Genomic DNA, 19,453 nt, shown 5'->3' on the forward strand with positions numbered 1-19,453 from the left:
TCGGGGCAAAATGCTGCGGGTAGAAATTTCACTTGGATTCGTGGTTTTAACACTGGAAATAATGTACGGAATGGCGTTACAAGCTACCAACCTACTGACGATGATATTGCCAATATTGAACAGATTGAAATTATAAAAGGTCCAACTGGAACCTTGTTTGGAGGAATCGAAAATTCTTATGGTGCAGTTATTAATCGTATAACTAAAAAACCATTTGATACTGCTAAAACCGCAATTTCTTATACGACGGGTAGTTATGGTTTTAATAGAATTACAGCCGACGTAAATACTCCTTTAAAGGAGGATAAAAGTGTATTATTGCGGACAAACGTTGCGCTTCAAACACAAGATTCTTGGCAAGATGCTGGCTTTTCAACTACAAATTTTATAGCTCCAAGTTTATTTTATAAAGTAGATGATAGACTTTCATTAAGTTTTGATGCCGACATTTATCAATATAAAGGAACGCCATCTAATCTTATTTTTGTTGGTGAAATAGCAGGTGTAGATAGTTTTGATGATTTGAATTTTGATAACAACCGTTCCTTCAATAATAATCAACTTTTCAATAATAATTTTGTTACTAACGCTTTCGCTAAAGCAGAATACAAGCTTTCGTCCAATTGGAAATCAACCACATTGGTCAATTATGGTAAAACCAATCAGGAAAGTATTTTTCCAATTGCAAGTATTATTTCCACAACCGAAGTAGAAGTTGAACTAGGGAAGTTTGATTTCAACGTTACTACGCAACAAATCCAACAAAATTTTAATGGCTCTTTTAAACTTGGCTCAATCAATAATAGGCTGCTTCTCGGTTTAGACTATTTAAGATATAATACTTTTCTAACGCAGGCTTATCCTGGAGTGTTTGAAACCGTTTCCTTGCAAGGTCCAAGGCTTTCATTGACACAACAAAGTGCAGCCGATTTTTTTGATGGTGCAACAGTTCAAAATTTAAAGGGAAAACTACAAACTTACAGTGCTTATGCATCAAATGTTGTAGATTTTAATGATAAACTTCATTTATTGTTAAGTCTTCGACTTGATCATTTTGATAATGATGGAGAAATTAATTACACCACTAATGAGAATTCTCAAGGATTTAAACAAACGTCGTTAGCACCAAGATTAGGATTGAGCTATGAAATTATAGATAATGAGCTCTCATTATTCGGAAATTACAATAGCGGATTTGTGAACCAACAAGGTGTTGACGTGAATGGAAATACATTCGACCCTGAAAAAGCAAGTCAAATTGAAGGAGGTATTAAATGGGAAGCTAAAAGTAATATTGTTAATGCTACCTTAAGCTATTATGATATTAATGTTAACAATATTGTGAGAGGGGACATTAATAATCCAGCATTTAATATTCAAAACGGAAATGTAGTCAGTCGCGGATTGGAACTTGACTTAGCAGTCAATCCTTTTATGGGTTTTAATATTATTATGGGTTATGCTTATAACGATTCCGAAATTACAAAAGGCGAACTGGAAGTAGAAGGAAATAGACTATCAAGAAATCCAGAGCATCAAGCCAATTTATATGCAAATTATGAGTTTCAGAATACTTTGAAAGGATTTAGTTTGGGATTAGGAGGAAATTATGGTTCAGAAACGTTTACAGCGGATAATAACCAATTCAAACTGAATTCTTACAAAATTCTAAATGCAAATGCAAACTACCGCACAGGTAAATTCAGCCTAGGGATCAGGGCAGAAAATTTAGGTAATGAGGAATATTTTTCATGGAACGGCCAAGCATATACTCAATTAAGAATATTGGGTAATTTAACCTTAAATTTTTAATAATGTTTAAAAAAGTCGTACGTTTTTTCCATTTATGGCTCGGGCTTTTCTACGGAATAGTGGTTTTTATAATGGGTACGACTGGTTGTATACTTGTTTTTGAGAAAGAATTAAAACAAGTGCTGTATAAAGATAGGAATGAAGTCAAAGTTCTTAAAGAAAAACTTGCCGTTTCTGAACTTAAAAAAATTGCCGCAATAGAATTTCCATCGAAATATCCAATAAACAGTGTCATCATATCGCAATCTGCTGATAGGAGTTATATTTTTAGAAGCCGTTACAAAAATGAAGACGCGTGGACTTATTTTGGGCACATGGAGTATTACCATCAAATTTATATTGACCCCTACACTGGAACGATTTTGAAAAATGAAAATGGTGTTTATGAGTTTTTTCATTTCGTAACTTGGTTGCACATTGGCTTACTTTTAAGTTACGAATTGGGTAAAATTATAACTTCGATTGCGGTTTTGATATTTGTTATTTTGTTGATTACGGGTATATTTCTTTGGTGGCCAAAAAATAAAGGAGCCAGAAAAAAGCGTTTCCTATTTAAATGGAAAGCAACAACAGGAAAAAAGCGTAAAAATTATGATCTTCATAGTATTTTAGGAATCTATGCTTCCTCAATTTTGCTAATCATAGCTGTCACAGGATTGGTCTGGTCTTTTAATTGGGTAGATTCGTCTTTGCAATGGGTCGCAAATGGAGGCGAAGTAATCCTACCACTGCTAAAAATAGGACGTTAAATGTTGTACGATCATTTAAAGATTTTTTGGATAAAGTACACTACCAACTGAAAAAATTATATCCGGATTCACACGAATTTTATATTACAATTCCTACTGAAGAGAATTCAAATTTTGAAAGCTACACACAATTGACAGAAGGTACAAGTTATAATTCTGCTACCACTGTATTTGACGAGAAAACAGCACTTGTCAAATCTGAAATAGCATATCAAGATTTGAGCACTGGGGAAAAATTAAATGCTTTAAACTTTGATATTCACACGTGTTCAATATTAGGTGTTTTTGGCAAAATTCTTGCTTTTTTGGCATCACTTGTCGCTGGCTCATTACCAGTAACAGGTTTCTTAATTTGGTGGGGGAGAAAAAACAAGAAGTAGGTAAAATTTAATTCGTATTATTTTGCAGGTATTAGTAATAAGCGGATATACCTTGGAAACTACACCACACCGTTCCAAATTACAGAAGTCGATACACTTTTAAAATTTACAAAAAGACATACAGTTGAGTTAGATATAGTTGATTTTACTTTCCGTAGTGTTGAAATAAGGGTGCTAGATACTGCTTTCTATTTATTTGATGGAGTAGTTCCTTGCCTGTATATTGGAAACATATCAAATTGGCAAGCCAAACTACAAGCGCCTCTTGGAATTCGATTTACACAAGCAGAGCCGATAAACACCAAATCAGTTGTATTTCGTGCTTTTGCACCTCAAACAGGAGAGAATATTTTAGGACTGTTTGAACTCGAAAAAAAGAACAAAATCCATCTCAAACCTGATCTCCTACAAAAACAAATCGATGGAGTATTTGATACTGATGGAATGCTTAAATACGATCCTGTGACGAAAAAAGTCGTGTACTTGTACAAGTACCGCAACCAATTTATGGTAGTGAACGAATCATTAAATGAAGTACGTCGTGGTAAAACAATAGATACATTCAGTAGGGCTAAGATTCAAGTAAAGTACTTGGCTAAGTCAAAAGAACGTAAAATGACAGCTCCTCCTTTTATTGTCAACAAAACAATGACTGTTTATGATAATTTGCTACTTGTAGCTTCTGCATTACCAGGGAAATATGAAGCAATGGAAATTTGGCAAACCGCCACAATTATTGACGTGTATGACCTAGCCAACAATAGCTATCTTTTTAGTTTTCCAATCTACAACATTGGCAAAGAAAAAATGAAAAGCTTTAGTATTCAGGATAAAAATCTCTATGCGATTCTAGGGACACATTTAGTTGTATATCAATTGAATCACCTATTCAAAAGCAGTTTTAAGAAATAAAGAGTACTATGATTTATGTACGACAATATAACCGGCCGGCTATCAGGGATAAGATCGAAAACCTGTTAAAAGAGTAGATCCTAATTTTTAATTTTATTACTATGAAAACAGAAATTTTAAAAATGATTATGCCAATGGCAGTCATTGCAGTAGCCGTAACTGGCGCTTTCAGTTCAAATGCAATGAATAAAAATTCAAAAGCATTTGCATTGAAACAAGGATATACACATACAAGCCCTTCATCGGCTTGTAATATATCAAACATGTGTTCTGATATTGGTTCAGATTTTTGTACCGTTGGTGCAGAAGAGGTAAGATTATGGGGTAAAACTAGCCCCAATGCTACAACTTGTAATGTACCGCTTTACAAAAATAATTAAAATGTAGCATTAGCTGCCGGTGACAGCAGTAATAAATGACAATGCAGTTTCTAAAGAAAGAAACTGCATTGTTTTTTTAGTTTTAGAATTTGCTGTCTTTTACAACGAATCCTCTTTTCTTAAATAATGAGCAAGCCATTTTTCAATTTGCAGTGTCAAATGTCGCTGGTTCATTCGCTCCTCTAATCCGTGTTCTTCATTGGGGTATACTAACAAGGTATGCGTTTTTTCGAGTCTTCGTAAAGCCATAAAAAACTGCATGCTTTGAGAAGAATGTATTTGTGTATCAGACTCTCCAGTCCAGGACAAAAGAGGAGTATTCATGTTTTCAGCATTAAACAATGGGGAATTATTTAGATACCCCCATTTATTGTCAAAGAAAGAAGTTCCCATTCGGAACTGTTGTGATTCAAATCGAAAGTAGTTCGGGTTGCCTGTAATTCCATTAGTTCGCAAATACAGGCTGTAAAAGTCTGAAATTCCTGCACCGGAAACAGCTGCTGAAAAACGATTGCTGTGAGTTACAATAAAGTTAGTTTCGTATCCGCCAAAAGAATGACCAATAAGGCCAATATGTGTCGGTGAGATCGATGCTGTTGAAAGGGCTTCATCTACAGCCGCTAGAACACAATCCAAAGCGGATTGTCCAGGCTGCCCTTCTTGATATACAATATCTGGATAAAGTACGAAAAAGCCCTGAGAAGTTAGGTTACTCACATTAAATCCAGCTGAATTGTAAAGCGATGGATTGACATATTTGTGCAAGTTGTGTGCCTGATTCTCATAGATACGAACGATCATGGGATACTTTTTTAATGGGTCATAACCGGCGGGATAATTGAGAACTCCTTTCAGTTGATTTCCAGAAATATCTTTATATGTTATTGCTTTTGACTTTCCCCAAAGAAAATGTTGCTGTTGTAAGTTACTTTGATAAACGACAGTTGGCGCTGCAGATATCTCAGTTTTAAAAACCAAAGTTGGTGATTGCTCAAATGTTTGTTCTAAATACATAAAAGAAGAACCTTTTTTGGCAGTAGTCAAATAATCAACTTTTTTAGACTGAAAAACAAGGGATTGGATGCCTCTATTGCGATTCCATACCGAATAACCGCTATCACTAAAGTCTGTACGCTCCGCACTCAGATAAAGGTTATAGTCTAAGTTGAAATAACCACTCGTAAAACCACTGAAGTTACTCGTTTTTTGTTGTGAAGGTTGCTGCGAAACTATTCTATAAACGATATTATCTTCTCTACCATTGGTTAATCGCTTGGCAATACTTCCATCTGGTGTAATTTCCCAAACATCAAAGGCGTCATAAAGCAACAAACAACGGTTATCTTCACTCCAACCAGCGAGTCCAAATGGATAGGTTTTATCATGCGCAACATACTTTTTCTCATAGAAGTCTACCTTTAGATATTTTGTAATATTTGTGTGAGTAGCTTTGCTAATGCTGTAAACCCACCAATCTCCATCTTTTAAATAACAAAAATAATCTCCGTCTGGTAATGCAAACAGAGTACCATCATTAGCGTATTTTTCTAAAAAAAGTTTCTTTTTACCAGTCTCAAGATCAATCAACCAGTAATCCAAATCTCTATACTCATTGAACTGCGCTTCATTAATTCTGGAGTCGAATAGTAATGCTACATTTTGCAAACCATTCAGCATCATCCCAGAAATCGCATGATCGGTAATTTGTAAAAAACGATTGTTTTTTGGGAACCAAACACCATTGTAGGTATGATTTTCCATTAGAGGTCGTTGCATGTACAACCATTGATCTTTAGTATTCCAAACCATAGCTGTATCTTTAATAATGACTGTCTTTTTATAGGTTTGAATAAAGACTTTGTTACCATCGTCAGATAAAGTGAGGGCTTCGGAATCAGTCGATAGTAGCATGTCTTTGGGGAACTCTTGATGGGTATTGGAATCAAAAAAGTGCAATTTACTCTCGCTAACGGAATAGTAATACAGTTTAGGATTTAAGTGGGGACTTGTTGATGAACTACCGTAAAAACTCAATGCAGTACCACCTTTATTCCACTTCATTTTACCAAAGTTTTCCTTTGAGCTATTTGCAATTTTTAGAGTTCTAAAATTCTCCTTCAAGATTATCAATTGAGCGATTGACTCTGTACTATTTTTAGAAGTGATGGCAAGAATATTACTATCAGGATTAAAAGAATAATTATTTATCGAATCGATTGTTTTTAGTATGTGTCCATTTGGCAAACAAATAAGTATTTTTTGATACTTTTTAGAGTTAGAAACAACGATAAGGTATTGATCATCTGTCGTAAAAAAGTATTCGTTGACACTTTTCAAAGTTTTAGTTTGAGCCGTTTGTAAATTGAACACCGCTAAAGTATTCGGAGCTGAATAATACGCAAAAACAGCTTCTTTGCTAAACTTGCCTTGTTGTCCTTTCGGAAAAAGATGGGTTTGCAAGGTCGCTGTATTCTTTACAAACAAAGTGTCTTGATGCGAGGAATAGCTAGTGCTATAGCTAATCCAAGTACCATTGTCAGAGAGTAGTTGGGGTGTCAGTTTTCCCCAAAGCGAATAATCAGCTGCTGTTACTACTTTTTTAGGATTTAGCTGAGCTATACAAAGGCTAGAGCTAGATAAAAGTAACAAGCGTATCAGTCTTACAAGATAAGACGAGCGGCCTAGAGTTCGATATTTTTTTCTAGTTGTCATAAAAGATGAATTAGTATCCTAAGTTCTGAGGGGATAAATTGGGATTCAATAGAAGTTCTGTTTCGGGTATTGGAAATAAGGCATCAGTGGTATTCCAACCGATCTTGTTACTCAAAGCGCTATCTAGCTTTCCGTATCGTTTGAGGTCAAAAAAACGATGTCCGTGTTCGGTAAATAATTCTACCCGTCGTTCTTTTAATACAGCATTTAGGAGTTCATCTTGCGAAATGGCTGTCGTATTTGGTAATCCCGCTCGATTCCGAATGATATTTAGATCTTCTTTTGCACCAATCAAGTCTCCTGCACGGGTTCTCGCTTCTGCGCGAATGAGATATTGCTCTTCTAATCGAAAAACAACTGAATATTCAGAAGAAAATGAAACAGATGAATTATCCTTATATTTACTTGCGTAGTACCAAGTCATGTTCCCGTCGCTCACCGCAGTTGTCCAACTAATTTTGCGTTGATCCATCGGCTCAAAAGAGTTTAAAAGAGCATCGCTTAAAGCCGTGAAGGGGGGAGGACCTGCTGTAAAAATAAAGAGATTACCTTCTTCTGTTGCACTACCATAAAAAAATGGGGAAAATTGCCAAATGGTACTGCTACTGGTGTTCAAGAAAACGGTATTGAGATCATCCTGCAATGCATAAGTTGCCGTATTGTTTAGTAGTGCAGAAGCCGCATTGGAAGCTTCGTCCCATTTTTCATCAAATAAGTAAACTCTAGCAAGTAGCGCTTGAGCAGTATATTGGTTCGGTCGCACCCGCTCTCCGCTTTCCTCATTTTCAGGAAGCAAGCTGTAAGCCTTATTCAAATCAGCAATAATTAGTTCATACACCTTAGCCACTGGCAGACGAGAAGCTACTCTATTTTGTCTGTAATCAGTAGTAGTGATATACGGAATTTCACCATAAAGATTCACCAAATAAAAATGAACTAATGCTCGCACAAATAGTGCCTCTCCAGTCAGCTGATTTGCTTTGTCCAGAGATAAACTACTAGAGGCTGCAATACCTTCAAGCATCGCATTGGTATTGTAAACAACCCGATAGCTACTTGTCCATAAAGTTGCAACGGCTTCATTGGAGGCCAGCACACTATTAGTATAAAATCCAGACGTGGAATTTTCGGAATCACCGTAAAAAGTTAGTTCATCGGCATAATGACCCATTTGATTCGAAAGTCCAAGAGGGGAACCGGTCAATAAAGTAGAACTTCGTAATTGGGCATAAATAGCGACCATAGCTGCAGTTGCGGTAGTAGGACTTTCAAAAACTACAGGAGTAGAAAGTTGTGAGGATGGCTGATCCGTTTCTACAAAATTATCACAAGCACTTAGCAACGTTATACAAGCTAGGCAATAACCCATAAAAATAACAGGGATACACTTTTTTTGAATTTTAAATAAAATACTTTTTGGATTAAATATAGGTTTCATAACAGTTAGTTTTTAGATTAATAAGTTAATTGAACGCCAGTGGTAATAATTCTCAAAGGAGGCAATACTCCTCTAGTTCTAAACTCTGGATCTGCGCCTTTGTAGGACGTAAAAGTGAGTAAATTTTGCGCTTGTAAATTAATTTGACAAGTAACTCCTTTTAGCCAATAAGAAGGCAGAGTATAGCTCAAGGATACATTCTTCAAACGGACATAAGAGGCATCACTTATGGTAGCATTGCTGCCACGGTATCGGATAAAAGCGCTGCTAACGGCCGTATTCACTCCAGTACTGTATTGCTGAAAAGGTCCTAAATCTCCTTGGTTTTGCCAGCGATCCAATACATCTGTTGTTTGATTGTTCCTGCTACCAGGTAAGCCAAGTGACGAAGCCGAATTGTAGTTGAGTTGCTTGACAAACTGGAAAAGGAAATCGAGTTGAATGCCCTTATAGTTCAGTTGGTTTTGCAAACCACCATAAAATTCAGGATTTAAATCTACCAAATATTGCCTGTCGTCTTTAGCAGAAAAAAGACCATCGCCATTAAAATCCTCAAACTCATACAATCCAGTTACTGAATTTAGACCTGTATAGTTATAAACTTTTACAATATTCAACGGTTCACCAATAACGTACTGATTGGCATAAGTAGAACTGGCTAAATCAGGAAAACGAAGTAATTTATTTTTTAAAACACTAATATTGAAATTGCTACTCCATCCAAAATTTTTCTTTTGAAAATTCACAGTTCGCAAGGTTAATTCTATACCACTGTTTTGTACACTAGCATCAAGATTAGCCTGAATACTGCTAAAACCCGTGGTCCCTGGCAAGGGAATACCAACCAACTGACTAGAAGAAGTATTACGAAACCATCCAGAAGTCAAAAAAATTCGATCTTTAAAAAAACCGAGTTCAGCAGCGATCTCAAACTTTTTGTTGCTTTCCCATCCAAAGTCGGGATTAAAGAGTCGTGTGGTTTCAATCCCTATCGTTCCTTGGTAGGGATTCCCATTGGAACTATACGTATCTAAATATTGGTAATCCCCAATTTGATCATTTCCAGTAGTTCCATAACTGGCACGAAGTTTTCCAAAACTCAAAAAGGATCCGTTACCGTCTTTTATAAAAGTTGCTTTCGAAAACAACCAAGCGGCACCTATAGCCCCAAAAGTAGCGAACTTGTTCCCTGGTCCAAAACGACTCGATCCATCTCGTCGACCTGTAACATTCAAGAAATACTGGTCAGACCAACTAAAATTAGCACGTCCAAAAAAGGCTTGGTATTTATACTCCGTATCACCACTACTCATGATGGTAACAGTTGAGGCGGAAGCCAAATCATAAATCAAACTATTGCTAGTAAATCCTTCACCTGCCAACACCAGTTGCTGCCCGTTGAGTTGATTGAAAGTACTACCTACCAATATGGAAATTTTACCTTTACCAAATTCAGTATGCCAATTGAGTTGTGGTTCTACAATCCAAGACTGGCGAGTTGTAGTATTTGTAAATAATGAAGAAAATTCACTGCCCAAACCATAGGCAGGATCATAAATAGTAGAGGGGAAAGTGCTACTCTCTTTGTGTTTCAAATCCGTATAGCCAAAACTAGATTTTAATTCTAATTGAAATGGAAGTTGATAAGATAAGACAGCATTGGCAACTAAATCAGTGGTGTTGCTTAAGGATTTTCCGTTTAAATGGCTCAACGGATTTTCCCAAGTGCTGTTCTCCCAGTTGAGATTTCCCGATGCATCATACAAAGCAGGTGCATTGGGTGCCAGTCTTCGCGAAATAGTGGTCAAGTCTGTCGAGGGTTGATTATTATCTTGCACCGTATAACCAGCTGAAAAGTTGATTCCAAACTTTTTATTTTCGGACGAGTGATTCAAATTAACTCGTGCATTTCCTTTTTTATAACCAAAATTAGCAGGAAAAACGGTTGTTTCAGTGCCATAGTTTCCATTGAAGATAAACTGAGTCTGCTCATTACCTCCTGAAACAGAGGATTGCAAATTCATGATGTTGGCTGTCCCACCAGTGAGTACTTTTTGCCAATTGGTATTTCGAGTTTGATCCCATGTACCATTAACCTCATAAGCACTTGCTGGATAAGTCGTGTACCCATCATTGGCAAAAGCCTCTCGACGCATTTCTAAATATTGATTAGTATTCATCAAATTCATGAAACGGGTCACTTTTCCAATTCCGTTAGAATAGTTGGTTGTAAAAGTAGTTTTGCCTTTCTTTCCTCTTTTAGTTGTAATAAGTATGACACCATTGGCACCACGTGAACCATATATTGCTGTGGCATCAGCATCTTTTAAGACTTCGATGCTTTCAATATCGCCAGGATTCAAATTGTTGAGCGGACTCGTTAAGGTGGGCATTACGGTAGCGGTAGCACCAAACCCCACAGGATCGCTTGAATAAGGAACGCCATTAATAATATAAAGCGGTCTATTGCCGTCGGATCTCAAGCTGTTTTGTCCCCGAATCTGTAGGTCAAAACCCCCGCCGGAAACACCAGTTGTTTGCGTAATATTAACTCCCGCCATACGTCCTTGCATCGCAGCTAAGACGTTTGTAACGGGCTGCTTTTCAATATCCTTTGCTGAGATTTTGGCAATGCTTCCCGTACGTTCACTTTCTTTAACACTATAATAACCGGTATTAACCTTTACTTCTTGTAAGGTGGTAGCATCTTCCGTGAGTTGTACGTTTACTGTGGTTTGTGAGCTACTAATTATCTCTACTGTTTTAAATCCTATGAAGGAAAATAAAAGAATATCTGCAGGAGTGGCAGCAATTGTATACTGACCGTCGTAGTCTGAGATCGAAGTGGTGGTTTTTCCTTTAATGGAAATGGTAACCCCCGGTAAGGGGCCATTGCCATCAGTGATAATACCACTAATTTGGTGTGTTTGTTGTTGAAATGTTGAATAGTGTTTGCGGTTTGTAGCAACGGCGGTGGAGGAGAATAGGTAGATACCTAGAATAAAGGAATACACTATCGTCCTACTCCCGTTGATTAATGAACTATTTTTCATAATTTTGGTTATTGGTTAGATGAAACATGCGTTTTGTTTTACTGTGACTCTCTATTTTGTTTGACGACAGGGGTAGAGGGTCTTTTTTTTATGTGATGAGCCACAAAGGCGGTAAGGTTAATTTATTTAGTCATAGGCTTTAAAAGTTGATGATTGTGCGTTAAAGGTTATTAGTTACTGTAGCTTCTCAATAAGCTGCACCGTTTATTAATTGAATTCAATATCTTTAAAAACGGCCTTTTAGATCCGTTTTAGATTTGGACGACTCGTTTAGGTAAAACTGCTGCAACCATAAAGCCAAAAGCATATAAGTGCTATTAAAACCACTATTAAAGCATCTTGTATTAGTTTGTAGTATTTCATAATATTGGTTGTTGGTTAGATTAAACAAATGTTTTGTTATGACTCTCTAATCTGTTTGACGACAGGGGACAGGTTCTCTTTGATCTCTTTGACTCATTATTACCATTCTTTCATTAGCAAGCTATTTTTTTTGGTTTTATAGGATTACTAAATAACCTGCACCTTGTGATAACTAACTCAAATTAAATTATGTCCATTTTATTCAAAAGGTTTTTTGGTGCAGGTATTTAGGTTTAATAGATTATAAAGCCATAAATGGTTTTATTAATTTTACAGTTGACTTTAAGTATAATAGCATGAATTCCACCAATATTTTTTTGATGAATATCCATTTTTTATTTCGGTTCAAAAAACTCCTTTTGCTCCCCCTCGCAAAACATATTCTAAAAACTTAAGCATACCATTTGGAAAATAGAAATAAAGACAATACTTTTAAAGTGCGAGTTTAAAATAGAAAGGCTTAAATCTAAGTGCCAAAAGCAGCTTAGGTTTGCGGTGGGATATAACTATACAAATGTTGTTTGTAATAAATCTCATTTTATATATCAGGATAGGGTTTCACACATCAGTATATAATTATACTGATGGTAGAAGTTGCTCTTGTAAGAGTGCTTCTCTGCGTTTCCTAGCCTAACCCATTGTTTGTTTCAGTTGAGGGCGACAAAAGGAACCTTTAATTAGTAGTTAATTAAGGTGGTTTGCTCCGAGTAATACATAAAAAATTCGTTCTCATAATTTATAGGTTTATGGTTATGGAACGATGTATTTCGGGTATGAAGAGTGCTTGCAGAAAAAGCAAGGAGCGGCCTCACACTTTAGACTCAAGGGCGACCAAACCCATCTTTAAAATCTTTCGATTATAAAGTTACCACCTAAAGCTTACGTGAGAACCGCTCGCATGCCTTTGCAAAAGTAAGAAACTTTATGACATGGAGCGACTTCACGATACTCTCGAAGGTAAACTTGGTCGTTTTGAGTCGAGATAACATCGTTTTAATTATGCCAAAAAGGCTAATTGTCAATTCGCTAGAACAAATATAATAAAATTAATAAAATACCCAACATATAGGGTAAATATTTTGTCATTTATGGAAAAATTAATTTGCTTTGAGACAACACAATATGATTTAGACTTTATAAATCATATAAAAGCAATACGTAAGGAGAAGGCTTTTACTAAAGATGAGCTAAGTCTAAAGATGGGAGTAGCTAGAAGTTTTGTAAGTAATGTAGAATCATTTACTCAACGTCACAAATATTCTACACGTCATATTACATTATTAGCAAAGGCTTTTGGTTATAAAAATATTTCAGATCTGATGAAGTTCCCTACTCCTCAATATGATAAAATTAAAGTTACCGTAAAACAAACTATGAATGAAAGCGGTACTAAGGCTTTGAGGTCAGAGGTGATACTGATTGAGCCTTTAAAATAATTTACAATAAATAAATAATTATACTTTATTAGCTAAATGTAAACATTATAAAGAATATCACTATTAAGTACCTCAAAAGTTTAGCTGCTTGTCCAGTTATTTTTTTTCTTCTATTAATTGGATTTTAAATGGCTTAGAGAATCTTTTTTTATGCGATTTATGTTTGGCGATAATTTAGAAAACTGTAAAAAATATAATTCATTACTTTTAATCGTTGATAAATTTTTCAATATATCACTAAAAGTGGGTATTGCATTAATAATCTAAAAAGCTTTTATTTACGTCCCAAGATACATAGCATGAGTTGTGGTGAAACTTTAATTTAAATGTTACTTGTTGAATTTAGCAGCAATACTAAAAAAAACCAAATGAAGTAAAAATTTCCGAAAGTCACAATTAATAAAGAGGGTAATTTTGGGCCAACTGAAAATAAGAATTTTTATCATCCCGTCTTTTATCACAATAAGACAGCAAAAAAAAATCCTGATAAAACAAAATGGATTCTTAAAAAGAATGAACAGTATGAGGTTTTTAAGCTTTCTGACGAAGGGGAATGGGGTTGTAATGAGAATTGCGGGTTATTTGGAATTTTAGAAAATGGAGAAATTATTCTCGGAGATGGAGAAGAAAGACTATCTTTTTTTCCAAATCCAGCAAATATTGAAGACCCTTGGCACGGTTTCCCTGTTCATAGTGGAGAGTTTGAACCAAGTACAAAAACTGTAGACAAATGGTTAAAAGATAAAGTTATTGATAAAAGAATGCATATTAAAATTTTAAAAGGATCGATATGAAAACTCTCAGATTCACATTAAAAGTAGATGCAATTGAGAGCTACATTTACAGTGGTCATTTATTTCTTATTCTATCAAATGGTCAAATAGTTTATTCACCTTTATCTCGTGTTATATCTAAGCTCGTAAACGAGTATCCTGATTTTGAAAATTTAATAAGGGTTTCATTTCAGCGAAATGATTATCTAAATAATAGGCAGGCAGAAGTGTTTTTTGGTATTGGAGAAATGAAAAAAAGTTTTATTCATCTATGGGAAGAAGCTTCTGAAGAGATGGAATTTACAATAATTCTTGATGGGAACGATTATACTGTAATTGATGAAGTTCCTTCAATGCCAGTTCTTGACCTCAAAATGTACGCAATGCGTTTATATGTTGGTAGTAAAGAGGGACTATATGAAATTAATTTAAATTCCGATGACAGATATAATTTAGAACCAACTAAACCTCAAAAACGTTTTGACGGCAAAGTAACCTGCCTGAATGCTAAATCAGGAGAAATAATTATCTCTTCAAATAGCAACGGATTATTTCACGGAACTTTTTTAAACAGTTCTAACAATCTTAAAGTTAACGAGAAGCCTGTTGCTGAAAAATCAATTAGAACTGCTTGGTCTGGTTACGATGTTATAAATTATGACAAGCAAAATGATTTTGAGTATTACGTAAATGAAACTGAAAAAATTGAAAATAAATTAAATTATTCAAAGTTTGATGAAGACAGCGAAAGAAGAAGAATAACGGATTTTGGTTCATCAAAGTATGACATTTCAACTTTATTGAATTATTCAAGAATAGAAAAAAAAGAAATCAATTATTGTTTTAATAGCTCAACTTCTGGATTCTTTTTTATGAAAGATGGAAGTTTTTTGAATATAAATTTAAACAAACCAAAGGACAAACAATTATATTTTGTATCAAAAAATAAGGCTTTACCAACATTAAAAAATGGTAGCGCAAATTTTTTTAAACCATTATCTACCTCAATAGTACCAGAAGGTTGTGTGGTTGAATATTTTGATAAGGTTGTACTTTATCAAAATTCGAAAGCAAAAATAATTGAAAACACTCCTGCTATTAATGTCAGAACATATCCTTCATCAAAAAGATACAGAAATTTGATTTCAGTGACTAAAGAAAAAGAAATAACAATTCACTCAATTTTTCCTTTTAAAGAAGATAGTTTTGCTTTAACAATAGAAGATTTTGAAAATAATTCAGTTTTTGAATTTTTATAAAGCATTGAGCTAGTGGAATTGTCGTTTCGTAATAAAATTATGCAAAGCAGAAAGGTTACAAATTCCCCACCATCTCAAAATAGCAACACGTTGTATGATATTTAGCCTCAGAATCGTAAAAATAGATGAATCAATTTAGAAAATCATATTACAACAATAAGTGGCATGAATTCTCTAAAGCGATAAAACTTAGAGATAATAATAGATGCTTAAAATGTGATAGACAAGAGTCTGAAGTCATTCTTCAAGCACATCATAAAGTATACAGACCAAACCTTGAACCATGGGACTATCCATACAGTGATTGTATTACACTTTGTAAGGGCTGTCATGCAAGAGAGCATAATTTGATAGAACCCGAATATGGATGGGTTCTTATATCTGTTGAAGATTTAGGCAACAAAGACGGGATTTGTGAACGCAAAGGATGTGGAACTGAAATCAGATATGAACATTTAACGTATCATCCAAATTGGGGCTATAAAATTGTTGGTAGTACCTGTATTGAATATTTAACAATAGAAGACCAATATTTGAGTACAGTAACATTAAAATTATTTAGAAATATTAGCACTTTTATAAATAGCTCAACGTGGGAAAAAAGATTTACCAAAAAATTAAAAAGTTATATTGCCACAACTTATTCGCATCATGAAATTAGAATATATGGAAAAGAAAATTATTATTCTTTTCAAATAGCTTTAAAAATAAAAGGTGAAAGGTGGTTTGATTTTAAAGATTTTATAAGTACAAAGAACAAAAATTTAAGTCAAGTTAAAGAATTAGGTTTTATAGTTTTAAAAGGTCTTACTACAGAAAGTGAAATAGAAAAAAAAATACTTAGAAACATATATACAAGAATAAAATAAACAGCATACAACCGCTTTGAGCTAGTGTTTGATTTAGTGGAATTATCGTTTTTAATCTTAATTCGTAAAACAGAAAATATTATTCTACAATGTCTCCAACCTCGCCAAGCGCCTGGACATTAGCTAAAATGTTAAAAAAATGAAGAAAACAGAACTTAAATTTTTTGAAAATCGTTATTTAGCAGGATATGATTATTATCCTTTTGAAGAAATTTTCGCTTCAATAAAACACTTAAAAAAAATAAATAGTAACGAAAAATAATTACGTGGAATTTTATTTACTATTATAATTCAATGTACAACATATATAGAAGGAATGTGTGGACAAATTTTATTTTCAACAATTGAATATAAAATTAACGAATTTGAAAGAGAATTTGGAAAGTTTGATGAAGACGAAGGAACTTTTGAAGTTGATGAAGATAAAGAATTCTATATTAGAATATTTGAAAATTTAGAAAAAAAAATCGATGAATCTTATTTTAAAGACTTGGAAACTAATTGGAAATTAGTTTATAATCAAAATATTGTGGAAGAAATAGGAAAGAAAGATAGAGAATTATGGAAAAGCATAAATAATTTATTTTCATTAAGAAATGCAATTACACATGGACACGTTCTAACAATAGAATACAAACCTAACAGAAAAGATGAATCATATGAAATTAGTGTATTGGGGAAGTACAAAAAAGTTTATGATTTTTTAACTGAAAAAAAATTAATTGAAGCAAATTCAATTGGAATGGTAAATTTAATAAATCAAAAAGTAGTTGAATTTTATATAGACGAAACTAAAAAATTTATTAATGCACTTATATTATCGATACCAAAAAATGTTGAAAAATATTTTGCGATAAACAAGATAAAAATGATTAGAGAAAAAACCATTTAGCTACAGTTGCTACAATTGATTTGGGTAATTGGCTTAATGGAAAATAGTTTTATATTTGAAAATTTAGTGATAACCGAAAGATAAATCTTAACTTATCCAAAACCACTTGTAGGATCAGAACGTTAAGCATAATATAGCCTACTTTGTCATAATAAAATAGGCTGAAAAGAGAATTAATGAGATAAGTAATCAAAATAATAAAAGAAACAATGAATACTCATAGCGCAATTGGGCCGGCTTTAGGATATTATTACCAAGCCATTTTTGCATTGATAAGTCTTTTGGATTCCCAAAATGACAATGCATATGTAAGCATTGAAACATTTGATGATGTATTTCATGAAGATGGAACGACAAAAAATTTACACCAATTAAAACATAAAACAACTTCTAATCCTAAGATATCAATTAAAGATGGAGATTTATGGAAAACATTGAAAGTTTGGTGTGATTTCATAATAACTAATGATCCGAATGAAGGAATTTTTACTTTGTCAACAGTTGCTACAATTGATATTTCTAGTCCACTAAACGTTTTAAAAACACATAATGAAGATAGGTCAACATTAAATTCTTTATTATTAGAGGAAGCAAAAAGAGTCATTGATGAGCGTGAAAAAGTTAGACAAGAGAATATTCAATTAATTAAAAACGGACAAAAAGAAAAAAGGATTCCATATGAATCGAGGTATAAAGGATGTGATGCATTTTTAGCACTTAGCCCTTCAGATAGACAGGCACTCTTAAATAATACTCGAATAAACACATCAATTTTTCAAATATCAACTGCACAGAGTGAAGTTGTGAATAGAATTAAGAGAAGTACTCAACCTAAAAATTATATTTCACTTGCAGAAAGCATTATTGCTTGGTGGGACAGAGAAGCTGTAAGATCATTGACGAGAGAAAGAAAAGAATGTATCTATCTTAGTGAGTTACAAGAATTCATATCTAAAAAGAATTCAGAACTTTATAATGATGGTTTTACTGATGACATTGATGATTTGGAATTACCAACTCCTGATATATCTCACACTACACATGTGGAGCAACTTGAAATAATTGATGCATCCTCCACACAAAAAAAGCGTTCATTCAATACTGAGTTAAAGGCTAGAATTCAAAGAGGTATTTGGATAAAAAACAATTTATCTTCCGCATCAAAATTGAATAAATATGATGAAAATTTAATTGAAGAATGGTCGTATAAATTCGATGAAATCAAGGAAACATCTAACACAATTTCAGAAGAAGAAAAAAAAGAAAAAGGAAGAAATTTGCTAGACTGGACTCATAATGAAGCTAATAGTCAAGTAAAAAATATATCTCAACACTATAACAACCCTGATTTGATAAGAGGTAGTTATCAGATGTTATCAAAAGATAAAAGTGTTGGCTGGCATTGTGATTATAATTTATTAATAAAAGAAGATGATGAAGATTAATAGGATTAGTATAGATGTTTTTGCTGAAACAAACCCAGCATTTTGCTCATTAATTATATTTAGTTTTTGCAAAGGATATTATAATGAGACTAAAGAAGGTGTTCCATTTCCTTTAGTTATTTTGCTCTTACCAATAATTTTATCAAATGATCTATCAAAAAGCTTTGAAGGTACTAATGTTAAAACTGGATTTTTTAGATGGATTGAAAATAATCCAGTTATTTTACTTGAGTTTTCAGACAGAGTAAATGAATCAACCGAATTTTTGAAACCAGCAATTGAATATGGCCTTTATAAGAAAATATATCAGATCAATGAACTAGGATATTTGACACCAATACAAAATAGCATTAAAAATAATAAAAAGTTTGAATTTGACCATCTATTTAAATATGCTGAAAGGCTAGGTAGTTGGATTGGACAAGTTAACTCAACAAAAACTATTTATAACCACTTAGGAATACAGATATGAGTAGATGGAATATAAGCCATATTGTTTATTACAGTCAACATGGACAAAATAGAATTTTAGAATTTGATCCCGGTAATGTTACCATTATAACGGGTGCATCCAGAACAGGTAAAACATACATAATCGAGACCATCGATTATTGCCTTTGTTCTTCAAGTATTGACCTTTCTAATCTTATCAAAAAAAAGGTTTCATTTGTTGGTATTAAATTGGTTAAAGATAATACTGAATTATTAATAGCAAGAGAAGTATCTCAGAAATCATCTTCTTCAAGTAAAATGTTTATTGAAATTGGGAACAGCGTTAATATTCCCGATAGTGTTGACGGTTTAAAAGGTAGTATTAATGAAAGCCAAGCGAGAACATTGTTAGCAGAGCGTTTTGGATTAATTAATTTTAAAGATTACGAAGAGTATGCTGCGACCTATTCACGATGCAACTTTTTCAAAAACTTAAGATAGTTTTTAAGTTTTAATTTTCTGTTGCGCGGCTGAAATCGGAAATAACT

The 19,453-nt window shown here is 33.7% G+C and carries 15 protein-coding genes and 1 pseudogene; 13 read left to right on the top strand and 3 right to left on the bottom strand.

The window, feature by feature from the left end; all coding sequences use genetic code 11:
- Positions 1 to 15 precede the first annotated feature (15 nt).
- The 5 genes and pseudogenes from BUA03_RS15720 to BUA03_RS15740 all read left to right on the top strand — a co-directional run.
- Positions 16 to 1,812 (top strand): annotated as a pseudogene (locus tag BUA03_RS15720) (TonB-dependent siderophore receptor); the annotation flags it as partial.
- 2 nt (positions 1,813 to 1,814) lie between these two features.
- On the top strand, positions 1,815 to 2,561 hold the full coding sequence (locus tag BUA03_RS15725; RefSeq protein WP_066082174.1) for a PepSY-associated TM helix domain-containing protein: 747 nt from the start codon (positions 1,815 to 1,817) through the stop codon (positions 2,559 to 2,561).
- Positions 2,562 to 2,587: 26 nt separating this feature from the next.
- Positions 2,588 to 2,941 carry a PepSY-associated TM helix domain-containing protein gene (locus tag BUA03_RS15730; RefSeq protein ID WP_066082176.1) on the top strand — a complete coding sequence of 118 codons (354 nt, stop codon included), beginning with the start codon at positions 2,588 to 2,590 and terminating at the stop codon, positions 2,939 to 2,941.
- A 171-nt stretch (positions 2,942 to 3,112) separates the two neighbouring features.
- The gene (locus BUA03_RS15735; RefSeq protein ID WP_066082178.1) at positions 3,113 to 3,853 is read left to right on the top strand and encodes a hypothetical protein; all 741 of its coding nucleotides are present in this window, start codon (positions 3,113 to 3,115) and stop codon (positions 3,851 to 3,853) included.
- A 101-nt stretch (positions 3,854 to 3,954) separates the two neighbouring features.
- Positions 3,955 to 4,233, top strand: a complete 279-nt coding sequence (locus BUA03_RS15740; RefSeq protein WP_066082180.1) for a DUF6520 family protein — start codon at positions 3,955 to 3,957, stop codon at positions 4,231 to 4,233.
- A gap of 99 nt (positions 4,234 to 4,332) precedes the next feature.
- Here the strand turns inward: BUA03_RS15740 and BUA03_RS15745 are convergent, their stop codons facing one another.
- From BUA03_RS15745 to BUA03_RS15755, 3 genes are read right to left on the bottom strand one after another with little or no spacing between them, the layout of a single operon-like run.
- Entirely contained in the window at positions 4,333 to 6,945 is a 2,613-nt protein-coding gene (locus tag BUA03_RS15745; RefSeq protein WP_082854357.1) for an alpha/beta hydrolase family protein, read from the bottom strand.
- Positions 6,946 to 6,955: 10 nt separating this feature from the next.
- Positions 6,956 to 8,383 carry a RagB/SusD family nutrient uptake outer membrane protein gene (locus tag BUA03_RS15750; RefSeq protein WP_066082184.1) on the bottom strand — a complete coding sequence of 476 codons (1,428 nt, stop codon included), beginning with the start codon at positions 8,381 to 8,383 and terminating at the stop codon, positions 6,956 to 6,958.
- Positions 8,384 to 8,400: 17 nt separating this feature from the next.
- A complete protein-coding gene (locus BUA03_RS15755) occupies positions 8,401 to 11,436 on the bottom strand; it encodes a SusC/RagA family TonB-linked outer membrane protein (RefSeq protein ID WP_066082186.1) in 3,036 nt (1,011 codons plus the stop codon).
- 1,451 nt (positions 11,437 to 12,887) lie between these two features.
- On the opposite strand from BUA03_RS15755, the gene BUA03_RS15760 reads away from it, so the two are divergent.
- The 8 genes from BUA03_RS15760 to BUA03_RS15790 all read left to right on the top strand — a co-directional run bounded on the left by BUA03_RS15760 (position 12,888) and on the right by BUA03_RS15790 (position 19,406).
- Positions 12,888 to 13,235, top strand: a complete 348-nt coding sequence (locus BUA03_RS15760; protein WP_066082188.1) for a helix-turn-helix domain-containing protein — start codon at positions 12,888 to 12,890, stop codon at positions 13,233 to 13,235.
- A 790-nt stretch (positions 13,236 to 14,025) separates the two neighbouring features.
- Positions 14,026 to 15,267: a hypothetical protein gene (locus BUA03_RS15765; protein WP_066082190.1), complete on the top strand. Its 1,242-nt coding sequence runs from the start codon at positions 14,026 to 14,028 to the stop codon at positions 15,265 to 15,267.
- 125 nt (positions 15,268 to 15,392) lie between these two features.
- Positions 15,393 to 16,136, top strand: coding sequence for an HNH endonuclease (locus BUA03_RS15770; protein WP_139255689.1), 744 nt, complete (start codon positions 15,393 to 15,395; stop codon positions 16,134 to 16,136).
- Between the two features lie 139 nt (positions 16,137 to 16,275).
- Positions 16,276 to 16,398, top strand: a complete 123-nt coding sequence (locus BUA03_RS17115; RefSeq protein WP_262489233.1) for a hypothetical protein — start codon at positions 16,276 to 16,278, stop codon at positions 16,396 to 16,398.
- Positions 16,399 to 16,452: 54 nt separating this feature from the next.
- Positions 16,453 to 17,028 carry a hypothetical protein gene (locus tag BUA03_RS15775; RefSeq protein ID WP_066082194.1) on the top strand — a complete coding sequence of 192 codons (576 nt, stop codon included), beginning with the start codon at positions 16,453 to 16,455 and terminating at the stop codon, positions 17,026 to 17,028.
- Between the two features lie 209 nt (positions 17,029 to 17,237).
- Positions 17,238 to 18,473, top strand: a complete 1,236-nt coding sequence (locus BUA03_RS15780; RefSeq protein ID WP_066082196.1) for an ABC-three component system protein — start codon at positions 17,238 to 17,240, stop codon at positions 18,471 to 18,473.
- Positions 18,460 to 18,945, top strand: coding sequence for a three component ABC system middle component (locus BUA03_RS15785; RefSeq protein WP_066082198.1), 486 nt, complete (start codon positions 18,460 to 18,462; stop codon positions 18,943 to 18,945). The genes BUA03_RS15780 and BUA03_RS15785 overlap by 14 nt, the downstream gene beginning before the upstream one ends.
- Positions 18,942 to 19,406 carry an AAA family ATPase gene (locus tag BUA03_RS15790; RefSeq protein WP_072675756.1) on the top strand — a complete coding sequence of 155 codons (465 nt, stop codon included), beginning with the start codon at positions 18,942 to 18,944 and terminating at the stop codon, positions 19,404 to 19,406. The genes BUA03_RS15785 and BUA03_RS15790 overlap by 4 nt, the downstream gene beginning before the upstream one ends.
- Positions 19,407 to 19,453: the final 47 nt, after the last annotated feature.

Origin of the sequence: Flavobacterium fryxellicola (assembly GCF_900143245.1) — a bacterium.
Classification (GTDB): Bacteria; Bacteroidota; Bacteroidia; order Flavobacteriales; family Flavobacteriaceae; genus Flavobacterium; species Flavobacterium fryxellicola.

Excerpts from the sequence above, each read along its gene's own strand:
- BUA03_RS15785 (WP_066082198.1), top strand. The coding sequence starts at position 18,460 with ATGATGAAGATTAATAGGATTAGTATAGATGTTTTTGCTGAAACAAAC.
- BUA03_RS15755 (WP_066082186.1), bottom strand. The coding sequence starts at position 11,436 with ATGAAAAATAGTTCATTAATCAACGGGAGTAGGACGATAGTGTATTCC.
- BUA03_RS15770 (WP_139255689.1), top strand. The coding sequence starts at position 15,393 with ATGAATCAATTTAGAAAATCATATTACAACAATAAGTGGCATGAATTC.
- BUA03_RS15740 (WP_066082180.1), top strand. The coding sequence starts at position 3,955 with ATGAAAACAGAAATTTTAAAAATGATTATGCCAATGGCAGTCATTGCA.
- BUA03_RS17115 (WP_262489233.1), top strand. The coding sequence starts at position 16,276 with ATGAAGAAAACAGAACTTAAATTTTTTGAAAATCGTTATTTAGCAGGA.
- BUA03_RS15780 (WP_066082196.1), top strand. The coding sequence starts at position 17,238 with ATGAATACTCATAGCGCAATTGGGCCGGCTTTAGGATATTATTACCAA.
- BUA03_RS15765 (WP_066082190.1), top strand. The coding sequence starts at position 14,026 with ATGAAAACTCTCAGATTCACATTAAAAGTAGATGCAATTGAGAGCTAC.
- BUA03_RS15760 (WP_066082188.1), top strand. The coding sequence starts at position 12,888 with ATGGAAAAATTAATTTGCTTTGAGACAACACAATATGATTTAGACTTT.
- BUA03_RS15790 (WP_072675756.1), top strand. The coding sequence starts at position 18,942 with ATGAGTAGATGGAATATAAGCCATATTGTTTATTACAGTCAACATGGA.
- BUA03_RS15775 (WP_066082194.1), top strand. The coding sequence starts at position 16,453 with ATGTGTGGACAAATTTTATTTTCAACAATTGAATATAAAATTAACGAA.
- BUA03_RS15745 (WP_082854357.1), bottom strand. The coding sequence starts at position 6,945 with ATGACAACTAGAAAAAAATATCGAACTCTAGGCCGCTCGTCTTATCTT.
- BUA03_RS15725 (WP_066082174.1), top strand. The coding sequence starts at position 1,815 with ATGTTTAAAAAAGTCGTACGTTTTTTCCATTTATGGCTCGGGCTTTTC.
- BUA03_RS15750 (WP_066082184.1), bottom strand. The coding sequence starts at position 8,383 with ATGAAACCTATATTTAATCCAAAAAGTATTTTATTTAAAATTCAAAAA.